A 16,149-nucleotide genomic window follows, 5' to 3' on the forward strand; every position below is an offset into this window, starting at 1 on the left:
CCTCTTCAGGCGCCGCGCACGTTCCAGAACAACGGCAGGCCCTTGAGCATGCCCGTCAGGCTCTTCTTGTAAGCGGTCGGCTGATAGAAGACACCAAGCGGAACGTAGGGAACATCGACGAAGCACTGCTTCTGCATCTCGACGCCAATCCGGGCCTGCGCGGCGGCATCGGGCGCGGCGAACCAGGCATCCCGCAACTGTTCCAGCTTCTCGCTCTTCGCCCAGCCGAAGGTTGCCTTGTCACCGCTGCCGCGGATGAAGTTATGCGCCGACGGATTCAGCTGCGTGACACCCGCGGAATAGGTGCAGAAGGCGCTGTATCCGCCCTTGTCCGGCGTCTCGCGGTTGCCCATGCGCCGCAGCATCGAGCCCCAGTCCATCGCCGCGTAGTCGAGATTGAAACCGAGCTTGCGGAACAGATCGGCCGCGACTTCGCTCATCTGCCCGATCACAGGGAAATCGCCCGGCGCCATCAGCAGCACTTTCTCGCCCTTGTAGCCGGCGTCCCTGATCGCCTTGGCCGCGGCGGCGATATCCCGGGGGCCGGTCAGCGCTTCCATGCCGGCATCGTTCGCCATGTTGCCGCCGGGCGCGAAGAAGCCGATTTTGTCCCGCCAGAGACTGCTGTCCTCTCCCGCGACTGCGGACATGAATTCCTTCTGGCTGATGGCGGAGAGCACCGCGCGGCGGATGGCCGGGTTGTCGAAGGGCGGCTGCGTGTGGTTGAAACGCAGCACGCCGACATTGCCTATCGGGTCGAGCAGCTCGACATTCAGCGCCTTGTTGCCCTTCAGCTTCGGCAACAGGTCGACGATGGGCTGATCCCACCAGTCGATCTCACCCTGCTGAAGTGCGGCCGCCGCCGTCGCGGGATCCGGGATGACCTGCCACTCGACCCGGTCGAAATGCGCGATCTTCGGACCGGCGAGCAGGCTCGGCGTCCCCTCGGGGCGCGGCACATAGCCGTCGAAACGCGTGTAGACCAGACGCGCGCCGGGCACGTGCTGATCGGCCTGGAACTTGAACGGACCGGAGCCGATCAGCTCCTTGACCGGCGTGACGCTGTCCGTCTGTGCAAGACGCTCCGGCATGATGAAGGCAACGATGGCGCCCACTTTGCCGAGCGCTTCCGGCAGCAGCGGAAACGGCGACTTGAGACGCCAGCGCACGGTCTTGTCATCAGGCGCCGAGACCTCGTCGACCAGGTTGAAGAGCGAATTGCCGAACGCATCGCGCGAGGCCCAGCGTTTCAGGCTCGCCACCACGTCGCGTCCGCGCACGGGCTCACCGTCGTGGAATTTCAAGCCATCCCGCAACGTCATCGTCCAGAGCTTGCCGTCGTTCTCGACGGTGTGGCCGGCGACCATCTGCGGCTGAACCTGGAATTTCTCATCCACGCCGTAGAGAGTATCCCAGATCAGGAAGCCGTGGTTCCGGTTGACCAGGCCGGTGGTGATCATCGGATCGAGAATTGCGGCATCGGCCTGCGGCACGAAGCGCAGCACGCGCGAGGCTTGCGCGCGGGCCAGCCGCGGCATCGGAAAACTCGAGCCCAAGGCGACGCCGAGACCGGCGCCCAGTGTGGATCGGAGCAGGTCTCGACGGCGCATGCTGTGGTCTCCTCAACGGGTTACGCGGATGGACGTTTCTCGGCAAGCTTCGCTTCGGCGCTGAACAAGGTCCGCCCGAAAAGGTCGAGCGCCTCGTCAACCCCGGCTTCGTCGATGATCAGCGGCGGACAGAACCCGATCGTGTCGCCCATCGCGCGGATGATCAGGCCGTTCTCGATCGCGAGCGCGTCGAACATCGCGCCGACCTTCAGCGCGGGATCGAAGGCCTGCCGCGTCGCGGGGGCGGCGACCAGCTCGACCCCGATCATCAATCCCTCGCCGCGCACCTGCCCGACGATGCGCGAATCCCGCGCGATCTGCTCCAGCCCGGCGCGGAGCCGGCTGCCCATGCGGCGGACATGCGGCACCACATCCATCTCGTGATAGATATTCAGCGTTTCGAGCGCGATGGCCGCGCCGACCGGGTGTCCGGAATTGGTGAAACCGTGGCCGAACAGCTCGCCGCCCTTGTTCATCTCGCTGAGTGCATCCCGGATCGGACGTCCCAGCAACACGGCGGACATCGGGAAGTAGGACGAGGTGATGCCCTTGGCGAGCGCCACCATGTCCGGCTTCATGCCGACCGTCTCGCAGCCGAACCAGTTGCCGGTGCGGCCGAAGCCGCAGACCACCTCGTCGCCAAGCACCAGGATGTCGTGACGGCGCAGCACCGCCTCGATCGCAGCGAAATATCCCTTCGGCGGCACGACGATGCCGCCGCCGGCGTTGATCGGCTCGCCGATGAAGGCGGCGATCGTATCAGGTCCCTCGGCCATGATCAGCGCTTCGAGATCGGCGGCAAGGCGATCGACGAACGCCGCCTCGCTCTCGCCCGGCCTGGTGCCGCGATAGGCATCCGGGCAATGCGTGTGCAGGAAACCGTCGAGCGGGAGGCCGAATTCACGATGCATGCGCGGCAGGCCGCACATCGAGGCCGCAACGATCGTCGAGCCATGGAAACCGCGATCGCGGGCGATGATCTTCCGCTTCCCGGGCTTGCCACGAACCGCGTGATACACCCAGGCAAGCTTCACCATCGTCTCGGTGGCTTCCGAGCCTGAGGTGGCGAAATAGGCCTGCGCATCCGGGATCGGCGAGATTTCGACCAGCTTCTCGGCGAGCTCGATCGTGTTATCCGGCGTCTTGTGATTGAAGCTGTGATAGAAGCCGAACTTGTCGTAGGCCGTCGCTGCTGCGGCCTTGAGCCGCGTCTCGGAAAAGCCGAGCGAGGTGCACCAGAGCCCGGCCATCGCTTCCAGATAACGCTTGCCGCTCGCGTCATAGACATGGACGCCCTCGCCGCGCGCCATGATCAGCGGTCCGATTTCTGCATGACGCTGTGGGTTGGTCTGCGAGTGCAGATGGAACGCGATGTCGCGCGCCTCGGCTGAATTGGGCTTGCTGTCGAACACGCGCGCAGCCTCCATCGTCCCACCGACGGAGCATTCCCAACCCCGGTCGCGTGCGAAACTGGTCAGTCCAAATTGGTCTGACCAGCTTGGCTTTCGTGCGGCAGCTTGTCAAACTCAAATAAAGAGCTGATGAGCACGAAGATGTTGCACGATCCCCCGTCCAAGCCTGAACGCAGCTTCGAGATCGTCGCCCGGCGCATTGCTGCGATGATCCAGGCGAGTTACCGGATCGGCCAGCGCCTGCCGGCAGAGCGCGATCTCGCGAAGGCCTTTGGCGTGTCGCGGCCCACGGTGCGCGAGGCCATCCTGTCGCTGGCGATGGCCGGCATGCTGAAGGTGCGCAGCAACAGCGGCGTCTATGTGATCAGTCGTCAGGAAGCACCCGACGTGCACGCGCTCGAAGGTTTCGGGCCGTTCGAGAACCTGGAAGCGCGCCAGCTCATCGAGCCGCAGATCGCCGCGATCGCGGCGCAGCGCGGCACCGAAGCCACCTTCGCGCAGCTCGCCGAAGCGCTCGCCATGATGCGCTGGGAACATGCGCAGGGACGCGAGGCCGACACGTCGGATCACCGTTTCCACATGGCGCTGGCCGAGGCGACGGGGAACGGCGCGCTGGTGCAGATCAGCGACTCGCTGTGGCGCGCGCAAACCGAGTCCGGCATCTGGCAGGAAATTCACAACCACATGCAGATGGAGGACTATCGTCCCATGTGGCGCAGGGATCACGAGGCCATCTTCGAAGCCGTTCAAGCGAGGAACCCACGCAAGGCGAGCCTCGCCATGACGCGTCACCTCACCAACATCAGGGATGCGCTGATGGAGGCTTCGAATGCCAGATCGATGGCCACGACCAAGGCGCCCGCGAATTCTCCCAAGAAGGCCCGGTGAAACTTTTCGCGGTTGAAGCAAGTTTCCGCAAACCCTGTGCTGCGCGACCGCAAGAGCAACATCATCGAGTCAAAATCCCGCCGCATTGCTGATCGACCTTGGCACAGTCGATATTCGCCGCGTGGGGACAAATCGCGGCGGATACTCGCAAGGGGTGTTCCGAGTAAAAACAATTGGCCGTCGGGTGCGCTAGCCGCGCAACGATGAGTCACGCCCAAGTCTAGGGAGAAAAGGCATGAAGGAAGCCACCAAGGGGGCGGCCTCGGGAGCGCTCGCGCATATGCTGGCGGTGACGGCGATGCTCGTCATCGCCAGCATCTTGTTCTACGGGCGCTAGTAAGAGTTGTAAGCCTAGTAAGAGTTGTAAGCGTTGTAAGAGTTTTCGTCGTTCCGGGGTGGCCCTCGCACAGGCCAGGCCCAGAATACCCGTTCCAGGCTCGGTCTTCCGGACCGCCCCCGAATGACGAAATCCCGCTATTTGCTTTTGGTGAAGAACGGCACGAGCTTCCCGGCGAACGGCTTGAAGCTCGCATTGACCTCGTCGCCGATGGCGAGGTCGGTCTCGCCGTGGGCCATCATACGAAAACCCTCGGCACAATCGACCAGCAGGATGTTGTAGGGCACGTGCGCGCGCGTCTCGGGCGTGGCGGCGCGGCAGACCAGCGAGGTCGCGTAGACCCTGCCCTTGCCGCTGGCGCGCTGCTCGGATGGGCCGGACCCACCGCAGGCCGCGCAGAAAGCGCGATGGAAATACTGCACATGACCGCATGCGCCGCAGGTCTGAAAGGTGATGGCCCGTTCGCCCGTGGTCCAGTCGGCCAGACGCTCGCTCATCGCACCCGCTCCAGGAACATGCTGACATGGGACGACAGCACGCCGCCGTCGCCGTGCAGCAGTGCGATCGAGGCATCGCGCACCTGGCGATTCGCCGCCCGCCCCGTCATCTGCAAATGCGCCTCGACCAGATGCGCCATCGCACCGCCGACGCCGCAATGACCGTAGCTGAGCAGACCGCCATGGGTGTTGAGCGGCATCGCGCCGTCGCGGCCATAGTGGCCAGAGCGTACGCGGGCCGCCGCTTCACCACGGCCGGCGAGGCCGAGGTCCTCCAGCAGCATCGCAAGCGTGATCGTAAAACTGTCGTAGATCGCGGCGTAGCGCACGTCGGAGATCGCAAGGCCGGGGGCCTCCCTGGCGCGCGCGATCGAGATTTCGGCGCCGAGCTCGCTCAAGCCGGGCGCGGCCGTGACGTGCTGATGGGTGTGGGCCTGGGCGCAGCCGCGGATGCGCACGCCGGCCTCGCCCGTCCGCTCGCGGCTGATGACGAAGGCCGCGCCGCCGTCCGACACCGGGCAACAATCGAGCAGTTTCAACGGCATCGCGACCGGCTTCGAGGCCATGACGTCCGCGACCGTGATGGGATCTCGGAATTGCGCGCCGGGATGGGTGCAGGCGTGGGCCCGCATCAGCACCGCGAATTCAGCAAGGTCCTCTTCGGTCACGCCATATTCGTGCATGTACCTGTTAGCAACGAGGCCATAATAGGCGGGAATGGTCGGGCCGAGCGGCACTTCGTAATCGGGATGGCCGACCTGCGCCAGCGCCTGGATCGAGGCGTCGCGGCTCTGTCCCGTGAGGCGGTTCTCGCCGGCGACGACGAGCACATTGCGCGCGACGCCGGCCTCGACGAGATGATGCGCGAGCATCGTCATCGCCAGCCCCGTGGCGCCGCCGACCTGCACGGCATGGGCGTAAGAAGGGCGGATACCAAAGTGCTCGGCGAACACGGTCGCCAGCATGATGTGCGGCGAGACGGTGGAGTAGCCGCAGAGGACGCCGTCGATCTCGGCGCGCTTCAGCCCGGCATCGTCGAGCGCGGCATGCGCGGCCCTGCTCATCAGGTCGAGCGAGGATGAGCCTTCGTGCTTGCCGTACGGCGTGAGGCCGACGCCGGTGATGAAGCTCATGCGATTACCCCTCCGCTGTCATTCCGGGGCGGCCCGAAGGGCCGAGCCCGGAATCCATCGCGCAGCATGGCGGAGGATAAATGGATTCCGGGCTCGCGACTTCGTCGCGCCCCGGAATGACGGATGAGAGAATTGTCGCCATCGCTTCCTCCCCTACTCCGGCAACGAGCGCGTCACGCCGTCGCGGACCATGGCTGCGATCTCGTCGGCGGAATAACCGATCTCCTTGAGGATCTCCGCGCCGTGCTCGTTGAGACGCGGCGCAAGCCTGGTGGTCTCGGCTTCGGTCTCCGACCAGCTCGCCGTCACCTTCATGCTGCGGATCGGGCCTTCGGTCGGATGGTCCACGACCGGGAAGAAGCCGGTCGCCTCGAGATGCTCATCGTGCAGCATCGAGGCGAGGTCGTGCATCGGCATGACCGGCACATCGGCCTTGGTCAGCAGGTCGATCCATTCGGCTGTCGTGCGCGTCTCGAAGATGCGGGCGAGCTCGGCATAGACGACGTCGATATTATTGGCGCGGCCGGCGAAGGTCGCGAATTTGGGGTCGGCGCGCAGATCGTCGCGACCCGTCGCCTTGAAGAAATTTTCCCACTGCTTGTCATTGTAGACGATGACGCTGAGATAGCCGTCCGACGTCTTGTAGGGCCTGCGGTCGCGCGAGAGGTGGCGGGCATAGCCGCCCTTGTCGAGCGGCGGCTCGAAGGTGAGCCCGCCCATGTGATCGCCCATGACGAAGCCGGCCATGGTCTCGAACATCGGGATGTCGACGCGCTGGCCGCGCCCGGTCCGGTCGCGGTGCACGAGGCTGGCGCAGATCGCGCCGACGGCAGTGAGGCCGACGATGCGGTCGACCAGCGCGTTGGGCACGTAGCGCGGCACGCCGTCGCCCGTCTGCGCCATCAGCGCCGGCAGCGCGGTGGCACCCTGGATCAGATCGTCATAGGCGGGTTTGGCCGCATAGGGCCCGTCCTGGCCGAAGCCGAACACGCCGGCGTAGACGAGGCGCGGATTGATCTCCGAGACGACGTCATAGCCGAGCTGGAGCCGCGCCATCGCCTGCGGGCGGACGTTGTAGACGAGAACGTCGGCGTCCCGGAGCAGGCGCAGCACGGCATCGCGCCCCGAAGGCTTCTTCAGATCGAGGCAGATCGAACGCTTGCTGCGGTTGGTGTTGAGAAACACCGGGCCCATGCCGGCGTGGCGCATCGGGCCGATCAGGCGGGTGACGTCGCCGTCCAGCGACTCCACCTTGATCACGTCGGCACCGTAGTCGCCGAGCATCTGGGTCGCATAGGGCCCCATCAGCACGGTGGTCATGTCGACGACCTTGATGCCCTTCAGCGGCCCCATTCGTTCGCTCCCGATTGCGCGGGCTCGGCTCAGCCCGCGATTTCGGTCCAGCTAACGGCAGCGACGCCGCGCGCGCAAGGGCGGCCGGCGTATGGCTGCATGCGTGGTGGCGCGGCCGCTATTTCTTCTCGCGGGATTCCCGGATCTTCAGGAGCCGGTCGAGCTCTTCGTTCTGCTGGCTGATCCGGTCCGCGATGCGCGACTCGTTCTGCTCGCCGGAAGCGGCCGCGGCCTGCTCGATGAGCTGCCTGATATTGTCCTCGAGGATCGCGATGCGATCGTTGAGTGCGTCCATCGACAGCGAGTCTTCGTAGTCATTGCTCATGATGCATTCCCTGCAAATCAATCAAGAGCTTTAAGGGGCCCGGGCGGGGCCACCATGATCTAGCGCAATAAAGAAAGAAGGTGGGCACCGCGCTTCGCGCCTTTGCCCACCCTACAAGCCTTACTTCAGCGGCTCCAGCACGGAGACGTAGTTGGCAACCGCTGCACCGCCCATGTTGAAGATGCCGCCGAGTTTTGCATTTTTGAGCTGCATGCCCTCGGGCGCCTGGCCCGCAAGCTGCATCGCGGTCATCACGTGCATGGAAACGCCGGTGGCACCGATCGGGTGGCCCTTGGCCTTCAACCCGCCGGACGGATTGACCGGCAGCTTGCCGTCCTTGAGCGTCCAGCCTTCCTTGATGGCGCGGGCGCCCTGCCCCTTCGGCGTCAGGCCCATCGCTTCGTATTCGATCAGCTCGGCGACGGTGAAGCAGTCATGGGTCTCGACGAAGGAGAGATCGGTGAGCGCGACGCCCGCCTTCTCCAGCGCCCGCTGCCAGGCGACCGTGCAGCCCTCGAACTGGAGGATGTCGCGCTTGGACATCGGCAGGAAGTCCTGGGCGTGCGCGGTGGCGCGGAAGCCGATCGACTTGCTCATGCCCTTGGCGGTCTCGGCGTCGGCCAGGATCAGCGCCGCCGCGCCATCGGAGACGAGCGAGCAATCGGTGCGCTTCAGGGGGCCGGCGACGTAAGGGTTCTTCTCGCTCTCGGCGCGGCAGAACTCGAAGCCGAAATCCTTGCGCATCTGGGCGAAGGGATTGGCGACGCCGTTCTTGTGGTTCTTGGCCGCGATCAGCGCCAGCGCATCGGACTGGTCGCCGTATTTCTGGAAGTAGGAGCTGGCAATCTTGCCGAACACGCCGGCAAAGCCGCCCACCGTGTCGCCGTCCTCGGGCAGGTAGGACGCCTTGAGCAGGTTCTTGCCGATCTCCGGCCCCGGCGTGCGGGTCATCTGCTCGACGCCGACGACGAGCACGATCCTGGCCGCACCTGCGGCAATCGCGCGCAGGCCTTGGTGCACCGCGGCAGAGCCGGTCGCACAAGCGTTCTCGACGCGGGTTGCCGGCTTGAAACGCAGCTTCGGGTCGGCCTGGAGCACCAAGGAAGCGGTGAAATCCTGCGGCGAGAAGCCGGCGTTGAAATGACCCAGCACGATCTCGTCGACGTCGCCGGCCGAAATGCCGGCATCCGCCAGCGCCTCATTGGCCACGCGGACGACGAGGCTTTCGACGGTCTCGGTGTCAAACTTGCCGAACGGCGTATGCGCCCATCCGACGATGCTGGCAGTCATGGTCTTTTCTCCTTGGAAGCGCTCTCCCCTGAGCTATGTCTTAGCCTAGGGATGGCAAGACTTCACGCGCCTTTCAGGGCCTTGAGGGTGCGCTGGCAGATGGCAGTTATGCCGGCCCAGTTCCCCGCCCTGATCTCCGCGGTCGGGCACAGCCAGGATCCGCCGACCGCGACCACGTTGGGCTCCGCCAGCCAGGTCGCCGCATTGGCCTCGCCCACCCCGCCGGTCGGGCAGAACCGCACGTTCGGGAATGGCCCGCCGAGCGCGCGCAGGCCCTTGATGCCGCCGGCCTGCTCGGCCGGGAAGAATTTTGCGACGTCGAAGCCGTAGGACAGCGCCATCATCAGTTCGGACGCCGTGGCAATGCCCGGCGCAAACGGCAACGAGCTGTCGGTGGCGGCCTTCAACAGGTCCGGGGTCAGGCCCGGGCTGATGCCGAACGCGACGCCGAGCTTCTCCACACGAGTGAAGTCGGCCGGATTGAGAATCGTGCCGATGCCGACGACCGCCTCGGGTACCTCGGCCATCATCGCCCTCGCCGCCTCGATCGCAACGGGGGTGCGCAGGGTCACCTCCAGCGTGCGGACGCCGCCCGCAACCAGCGCACGGGCCAGCGGTACAGCATCCTGGATGCGCTCGATGGTGAGGACGGGAATAACGGTCGCAGCCTTGAATAGCGCGACGAGCTGGTTCTGTTGGGCAGTCGTGGTCATCTTGGCCTTCGTTTCACTTGGTCGCTTGGCGCGTAGCCGCCGGCCGGTGCCGCTTCTTCGGCGGCATGGCATAGCCTGGAATGATGGCGCCGGGATAGCAGATCACGAGGCTGGCGAGGCGATGACCGGCCTGCGCCGCCTCGACCGGCTCGGAACCGGCGAGCCGGGCTGCGATATAGGCCGCGGCAAAGCTGTCGCCGGCCGCCGTGGTGTCCACCACGGGCTTGGTCATGGGCTCGGCACGGACCTCGCTGGTGCCGCCCGGAAAGCGCAACAGGCTGACCGGCTCGGCGAGCCGGAACACCAGCTCGGGGCTCGGGATGCGCGCCATCAGCTGGTCGCGGCTCTCGCCCGGATAGAGCGCGAGGAGATCCTCGGTCGAGGTCAGCACGATGTCGGCGGTCGCAAACGCCGCGGCAAAGGCCTCGCGGGCGACATCGCGATCGGGCCATCCCCGCGCGCGAAAATTGGTGTCGAACACGAAGCGGGTACCGAGCAGGCGGGCGCGCTTGATCGCCGCGAGCAGGCGCTCGCGGCCGGGGGCGTCGTAGATCGAGAGCGTGATCGCGGAGAGATAGACGATGTCGTAGCTCATCAGCGAGTTGAGCAGTTCGTCCGTCTCCGGCAGGCTCATCAGCTGGCGGGCGGCCGCGCTGTCGCGCCAGTGGAAGAACTGGCGCTCGCCCTTCGCATCAGTCTGGATCATGTAGAGGCCGGGCAGCTTGCCCGGCAAGCGCACGACGCGGCGGGTCCCGATGCTCTCCGCATTCCAGGCCGCGATCATCTCATCGCTCAGGGCATCGTCGCCGAGCGCGGTGAAGTAATCGACCTTGACCTCGAGCCGCGCCAGATAGACCGCGGTGTTGAGGGTGTCACCGCCGAAGCCGCGCGAATAGAGACCGCCGCCCTGCCCGGCGGACTGTCCGGCAGATTGTCCCGCGGAATGTCCACCTTGGGCCTGCCGGAGCTCGACCATGCATTCGCCGATGCAAGCAACGCTCGCCATCATCAGATCCAGGCTGTTCATCGATTGCGTCAGGCGACGAAATTGCCGCCGAGCTCGTCTTCGATGTGAATGCGGATGATATCGTCGAAATTCTTCTCGGCAGTGGTGAAGCCGAGCTCGAGCGACCGCTTTGCGTTGAAGTTGCGCGGCCAGCCGCCGACGATGCCGACGATGAAGGGATCGGGCTCCCGCTTGATGCGGGCTGCGACCTTTTCGCCGGCAACGCGCTTCAAGGCGGCGATCTGCTCGCCGACGGTCGCCGACAGGCCCGGCATGGTCAGGTTGCGGCGCGGGCCGACGGTGGCGAGGTCCATGGTGCCGGCGTGCAGCAGGAAACCGACGGCCGAACGCGGCGTCGCATGCCAATGGCGGACGTCCTCGGACACCGGGAGGATCGCTTCCTTGCCGGCCAGCGGCTCACGCAGGATGTTGGAGAAGAAGCCCGATGCCGCCTTGTTGGGCAGGCCGGGCCGGATGCAGATGGTCGGCAGGCGGATGCCGATGCCATCGAGGAAGCCGCGGCGGGAATAGTCGGCGAGCAGCAGCTCGCCGATCGCCTTCTGGGTGCCGTAGCTGAGCAGCGGGGTGTGGAAGAACTCGTCGCCGATCGCGTCCGGGAACGGGGCGCCGAACACCGCGATCGACGAGGTGAACACCACGCGCGGCTTGTAGCCGCCGCCGACGAGGCGGATCGCGTCGAGCAGCATTCGCGTGCCGTCGAGATTGATGCGGTAGCCCTTGTCGAAATCGAGTTCGGCCTCGCCCGACACGATCGCGGCGAGATGGAAGATCGCATCCGGGCGTCCGGCGATCAGCTTTTCGGCCGCGCCCGGCACGGCGAAATCGCCCGACACCGTCTCGACCGGAAAACCGGCCTTCTCCGGCTTCTTGGGCTCGACCACGTCGTGCATGGTCAGCTTGGTGATCTCGCTCTTGCCGAGCCGGCCGTCGCGCAGCAGCCGTTCACAGAATTTACGGCCGACCATGCCGGCGGCGCCCAGAACCAGAATGTGCAAGAGCCTACTCCTTCTTATTGGCTTATTGGCCGGACCGCGCCGCTCCTGACGCGCCCTCGGCAAGCCCCGCGATCATTCCTTCACGGCGCCGGTCATCGCCGACACATAATGCTCCACGAAGAAGGCGTAAAGGATGACGAGCGGCAGCGAGCCGGCCAGCGCCCCCGCCATCAGCGAACCCCAACGGTAGATGTCACCATCCACGAACTCGTTGACGATCGCGACCGGCACCGTCTTGTTGCTGGTCGATTGCAGGAAGGTCAGTGCGTAGATGAACTCGTTCCAGCATAGCGTGAAACAGAAGATGAAGGCCGAGATGAGGCCGGGGATTGCGAGCGGCACGACGATCTTGATCAGGATCTGCCAGCGGCTCGCGCCGTCGATCAGCGCGCATTCCTCGAGCTCGAAGGGGATGGTCTTGAAATAGCCCATCAGCAGCCAGGTCGAGAACGGGATCAGGATCGTCGGATAGGTCAGGATCAGCGCCAGCGGCGAGTCGAAAAGGCCGTACTGATACACGACGGTGGCGAGCGGAATGAACAGGATCGAAGGCGGCACGAGATAGGCAAGGAAGATCAGCCCCCCGACCAGATTGGCGCCCTTGTAACGCAGCCGCACGATGGCGTAGGCCGCAAACACCGATGCGACGATCGAGAGCACCGTGGCGCAGATCGCCACGTACATCGTGTTCCAGAGCCAATGCGGATAGTAGCTCTCGAAAAGCAGCTTGTAGAAGTGCTTGAAGGTCGGATTCCAGGTCCAGAACGGATTGAACTTGTCGAGATCGAGCAGCTGCTCGTCCGGCTTCACCGAGGTCAGCGCCATCCAGTAGAACGGGAACAGCAGAACCACGACGATGATCGTGAGCGGCAGATAGAGCGTCACCATGCGCCGCGGCACGGACTGGAGATAGCTCATGCCCTCGCTGTTATCGGCGCGCGCCGGCGTCGATAGCACGGACTTGAGATCGACTTTCGAGGCAGGAAGATCAGTCATTGCTTTCTCCCTGTTGCCACTTGCGACGCTGGAGGCCGAACCAGGAGACCATGATCGCAGCAAGCAGGAATGGAATCATGGCGCTCGAGATCGCGGCGCCCTCGCCGAGTTGCCCTGCGATGATCGCGCGCTGATAGGACAGCGTCGCCATCAGGTGGGTCGCATTGACCGGGCCGCCGCGCGTCATCGCCCAGATCAGCTGGAAGTCGGTGAAGGTGAACAGCACCGAGAAAGTCATCACCACGGCGATGATCGGCGTCAGCAGCGGATAGGTTATGAAGCGGAAATTCTGCCAGCGCGTGGCGCCGTCCAGGGTCGCGGCTTCATAGAGCGAGGGCGATACCGTCTGCAGGCCGGCGAGCAGCGTGATCGCCACGAACGGCACTCCGCGCCAGATATTGGCGAAGATAACGCAGATCCTCGCCCAGGTGGTATCCCCGAGGAAATTGATGTTCTGGCTGATCAGCCCGAGATGCCGCAACGACCATGAGATGATGGAGAACTGAGAGTCGAATATCCACCAGAACGCCAGCGCGGAGAGCACCGTGGGCACGATGAACGGGATCAGTACGGCTGCGCGCAGCATCGCCTTGAACGGCATGTGTTCGTTCAGGAGCAACGCGAGATAGAGCCCGACCGCGAATTTAACGGCGCTGGCGACGAAGGTGTAGAGCAGCGTGTTGAACACCGACAGCCAGAAGATGGAATCGTCCCAGAGCCATTCGTAGTTCTCGGTGCCGATGAAGTGCCCGACGCGGCCGATGCGGGTATCGGTGAAGGACAGCCAGATCCCGAGCCCGAGCGGATAGGCCAGGAAGAAGATCAGGAATGCCATGGCCGGCACCATGAACCAGAAACCGAGCCAGTTGCGGTTGTGCTTGAGCTGGTCCCAGGCGCGTGCCTTTTGAATCTGCGGCTTGGCGCGGGGAGCAACTGCGATATCGGCCATGCTCGGATCCCTGATCGGAGTGTTGACGAGTGGGTGGCCGGCGAGACCACCCACTCCGCGACGGTTAACGATAGATGCGCTTCAACTGGCGCTCGGCTTCCGCCATTGAGCCCTTCACATCCTTGGTGCCGGTGCAATAGTTGGCGAACATGTCGACGACGATGAAGTCGGCGATTGCGGTTGCCGCCTTCTCGCCCACAGTGCCGATGCCCGAGGCCGGCAACGTACGCTTGGACGCCTGCGCAAACACGGCGTTCTTGGGATCCGCGGTCCAGACCGGGGCCGTCTCATAGGCGTTCAAGGTCTGCGTCAAATAGCCTTGCGCACCGCTCAACCACTTCTCGTAGTTCTCCTTCTCCAGCATGAAGGCGATGAAGGCCTTCGCTGCGTTCGGATATTTGGTGAAGTTGAACGCGAGGATGGGCAGCGCAAGCTGCAATTCGGTCGGCTTGCCGATCGGACCCACCGGCCACAGGGCGTGATAGGTGTCCTCAGTCAGCTCCTTCTTGGTCGGATCGGTCTTGGCCCCCACGTAGATCGAGATGCCGTTGGCCGTACAATAGAGTTCGCCAGCCAGGTACGCCTTGTTGTTGGAGGAGTCGTTCCACGACGGCGTGCCCGGGATGAAGGTCTCGTAAAGCGCCTTGCAATACTCCAGCGCCTTCGCCGTCTCCGGCGAATTGATGATGACCTTGTCGTTCTGGTCGACCGTGTAAGCGCCGTGGCCCCAGAGGACCCAGTGCAGCCATGAGTTGCCGTCGCCGCTGGCATGGCCGAGGGCAAAGCCGGCCGGCGTGTTGTTTGCCTTCAGTGCCTTGCACATCTCGAGGAAGCCGGGGAAGTCCTTCGGGAATTCCTTGAAGCCGGCCTTGTCCGTCGCCGACTTGCGGTACGTCATGTAGCCGCCGTTGGTCGCAACCGGGATTCCCAACCAGTCGTCACCGAGCTTGCAGGTCTTGGCTGCCGCATCGGTCCATCCGCCGTACTTCTTGCCGAGATAATCGGCGACGTCGTTCATCTTGAGGACCTTGGTCGGGAACAGCTGCGGCAGCGTGTGCAGGCCCCAGGCCAGATCGAGACCCGAGCCGGTGTTGGCGGCAACCGATGCCTTCGGCTGCACGTCCTCGAAGGACTCGCTGAACACGTTCATCTCGGTGCCGGTCGCAGTCTTGAACGCCGCGACCATGGCGTTGAATGCTTCGTCTTCCTGCGGCACGAAACGCTTCCAGCGCATCACCGTCAGCTTGGCGCCCGGCTCGGCCTTCCACGGCGAGTCCGCCGCCCAAGCCCTTGCGAAGTCGAACAGTGCCGGCCCGGTCAGTGCGCCGGTGGCAGCCAGCGCGGTTCCGCCTTGGAGCAGAGCCCGGCGGGTAAAGTCTTGCATGTCGTCCTCCCTGTGATGCTTTTTTGTAGTCTTTTGCAGTCTGCCTTATTCAGCTTGCATTACGCATTGAGCCGTTTCCCCGTGGCCTCGTCGAACAGGTGAACCACCGACGGATCGGGCCTCAGCCGGACCTTGTCGCCCGGGTTGAACTGGTGACGCTCGCGGAAAACGGCGACGACCTGCTCGCCGCCGAGCTTGGCGAAGACCTGGGTTTCCGAGCCGGTCGGCTCGACCACGACGATCTCGGCCTCAGCGCCATCGTCGGCGATGGTGAAATGCTCGGGCCGGACACCAAAGACCACGGGACGGCCGTCGGCCCCCTCCGGCGCGTTCCTGAGCGGCAGCTTGACGCCGTTCGGCCCTTCGAAGGTCGCAGTGCCGTTGACGCGGACATGCCCCTTCAGGAAGTTCATGGCCGGCGAGCCGATGAAGCCGGCGACGAACTGGTTTTCAGGCTTGTCGTAGAGCTCGAGCGGCGTGCCCATCTGCTCGACGATGCCGTCATGCATGACGACGATCTTGTCGGCCATAGTCATGGCCTCGATCTGGTCGTGGGTGACGTAGACGGTCGTGGTCTTCAGCCGCTGGTGCAGCTCCTTGATCTCGGTGCGCATGGCGACGCGCAACTTGGCGTCGAGGTTCGACAAGGGCTCGTCGAACAGGAAGACCTGCGGATCGCGCACGATGGCGCGGCCCATGGCGACGCGCTGACGCTGGCCGCCGGAGAGCTGGCGCGGATAGCGCTCGAGCAGCGGCGACAGCGCGAGGATCTCGGCGGCGCGCTTGACGCGCTTGTTGATCTCGTCGGAACTCGCGTTCCGCAGCTTCAGCGAGAAGCCCATATTCTCGCCAACGGTCATATGCGGATAGAGCGCGTAGTTCTGGAACACCATCGCAATGTCCCGCTCCTTGGGCTGGACATTATTGACGACGCGGTCGCCGATCGAGATCGTGCCGGAGGTGATGTTCTCGAGGCCTGCGAGCATGCGCAGAAGCGTCGACTTGCCGCAGCCGGAGGGGCCCACCAGAACGACGAACTGGCCGTCCTCGATCGGGATCGAGACGCCGTGCAGGACTTCAAAGTTGCCGAACGATTTCCGCACGTCGCGGATTTGCACAGACGACATCTAGCTCCCTCCTCGAAAGTCCACGGCGCCTCGCGCCGCGACCGTCTTGTTTTTTCTGAACTTCGCCGAACGAAGCCCGGTCTTAACAGGCGACATTGTCGGCAGTTTGTGCG

The 16,149-nt window shown here is 64.5% G+C and carries 15 protein-coding genes; 1 reads left to right on the forward strand and 14 read right to left on the reverse strand.

All coding sequences use genetic code 11. From position 1 onward, the window contains the following. Positions 1–5: 5 nt before the first annotated feature. Both AB5K84_RS27480 and AB5K84_RS27485 read right to left on the reverse strand, forming a co-directional pair. Positions 6–1,610: an ABC transporter substrate-binding protein gene (locus AB5K84_RS27480; protein ID WP_011086708.1), complete on the reverse strand. Its 1,605-nt coding sequence runs from the start codon at positions 1,608–1,610 to the stop codon at positions 6–8. A gap of 20 nt (positions 1,611–1,630) precedes the next feature. Then, positions 1,631–3,022, reverse strand: a complete 1,392-nt coding sequence (locus AB5K84_RS27485; protein ID WP_162494084.1) for an aspartate aminotransferase family protein — start codon at positions 3,020–3,022, stop codon at positions 1,631–1,633. Between the two features lie 129 nt (positions 3,023–3,151). Here AB5K84_RS27485 and AB5K84_RS27490 point away from each other — a divergent pair, with 129 nt between their 5' ends. Beyond that, positions 3,152–3,910: a FadR/GntR family transcriptional regulator gene (locus AB5K84_RS27490; RefSeq protein ID WP_011086706.1), complete on the forward strand. Its 759-nt coding sequence runs from the start codon at positions 3,152–3,154 to the stop codon at positions 3,908–3,910. A 474-nt stretch (positions 3,911–4,384) separates the two neighbouring features. Here the strand turns inward: AB5K84_RS27490 and AB5K84_RS27495 are convergent, their stop codons facing one another. The 12 genes from AB5K84_RS27495 to AB5K84_RS27550 all read right to left on the reverse strand — a co-directional run bounded on the left by AB5K84_RS27495 (position 4,385) and on the right by AB5K84_RS27550 (position 16,036). Next, positions 4,385–4,744: a Zn-ribbon domain-containing OB-fold protein gene (locus AB5K84_RS27495; protein WP_011086705.1), complete on the reverse strand. Its 360-nt coding sequence runs from the start codon at positions 4,742–4,744 to the stop codon at positions 4,385–4,387. Continuing rightward, positions 4,741–5,877: a thiolase family protein gene (locus AB5K84_RS27500; RefSeq protein WP_038966879.1), complete on the reverse strand. Its 1,137-nt coding sequence runs from the start codon at positions 5,875–5,877 to the stop codon at positions 4,741–4,743. Before AB5K84_RS27500 ends, AB5K84_RS27495 begins: the two co-directional genes overlap by 4 nt. A gap of 153 nt (positions 5,878–6,030) precedes the next feature. After that, a complete protein-coding gene (locus AB5K84_RS27505) occupies positions 6,031–7,230 on the reverse strand; it encodes a CaiB/BaiF CoA transferase family protein (protein ID WP_011086703.1) in 1,200 nt (399 codons plus the stop codon). Between the two features lie 118 nt (positions 7,231–7,348). Continuing rightward, positions 7,349–7,555 carry a hypothetical protein gene (locus AB5K84_RS27510; protein WP_011086702.1) on the reverse strand — a complete coding sequence of 69 codons (207 nt, stop codon included), beginning with the start codon at positions 7,553–7,555 and terminating at the stop codon, positions 7,349–7,351. Positions 7,556–7,675: 120 nt separating this feature from the next. Beyond that, positions 7,676–8,845, reverse strand: a complete 1,170-nt coding sequence (locus tag AB5K84_RS27515; RefSeq protein WP_011086701.1) for an acetyl-CoA acetyltransferase — start codon at positions 8,843–8,845, stop codon at positions 7,676–7,678. A gap of 62 nt (positions 8,846–8,907) precedes the next feature. After that, entirely contained in the window at positions 8,908–9,558 is a 651-nt protein-coding gene (gene eda, locus AB5K84_RS27520; RefSeq protein WP_038966878.1) for a bifunctional 4-hydroxy-2-oxoglutarate aldolase/2-dehydro-3-deoxy-phosphogluconate aldolase, read from the reverse strand. Between the two features lie 13 nt (positions 9,559–9,571). After that, entirely contained in the window at positions 9,572–10,564 is a 993-nt protein-coding gene (locus AB5K84_RS27525) for a sugar kinase (RefSeq protein ID WP_038966881.1), read from the reverse strand. A gap of 29 nt (positions 10,565–10,593) precedes the next feature. Then, positions 10,594–11,580 carry a D-erythronate dehydrogenase gene (denD, locus tag AB5K84_RS27530; RefSeq protein WP_028170962.1) on the reverse strand — a complete coding sequence of 329 codons (987 nt, stop codon included), beginning with the start codon at positions 11,578–11,580 and terminating at the stop codon, positions 10,594–10,596. 72 nt (positions 11,581–11,652) lie between these two features. Continuing rightward, positions 11,653–12,576 (reverse strand): carbohydrate ABC transporter permease, encoded by a 924-nt coding sequence (locus tag AB5K84_RS27535; RefSeq protein WP_011086697.1) that lies wholly within the window; start codon positions 12,574–12,576, stop codon positions 11,653–11,655. Next, positions 12,569–13,525: a carbohydrate ABC transporter permease gene (locus AB5K84_RS27540; protein ID WP_028170961.1), complete on the reverse strand. Its 957-nt coding sequence runs from the start codon at positions 13,523–13,525 to the stop codon at positions 12,569–12,571. Before AB5K84_RS27540 ends, AB5K84_RS27535 begins: the two co-directional genes overlap by 8 nt. A gap of 64 nt (positions 13,526–13,589) precedes the next feature. Next, positions 13,590–14,909 carry an ABC transporter substrate-binding protein gene (locus tag AB5K84_RS27545; RefSeq protein WP_011086695.1) on the reverse strand — a complete coding sequence of 440 codons (1,320 nt, stop codon included), beginning with the start codon at positions 14,907–14,909 and terminating at the stop codon, positions 13,590–13,592. A 59-nt stretch (positions 14,910–14,968) separates the two neighbouring features. Beyond that, entirely contained in the window at positions 14,969–16,036 is a 1,068-nt protein-coding gene (locus tag AB5K84_RS27550) for an ABC transporter ATP-binding protein (RefSeq protein ID WP_011086694.1), read from the reverse strand. Between the last annotated feature and the right edge of the window lie 113 nt (positions 16,037–16,149).

This window comes from Bradyrhizobium sp. 1200_D9_N1_1 (genome assembly GCF_052075915.1).
Lineage (GTDB): Bacteria > Pseudomonadota > Alphaproteobacteria > Rhizobiales > Xanthobacteraceae > Bradyrhizobium > Bradyrhizobium diazoefficiens.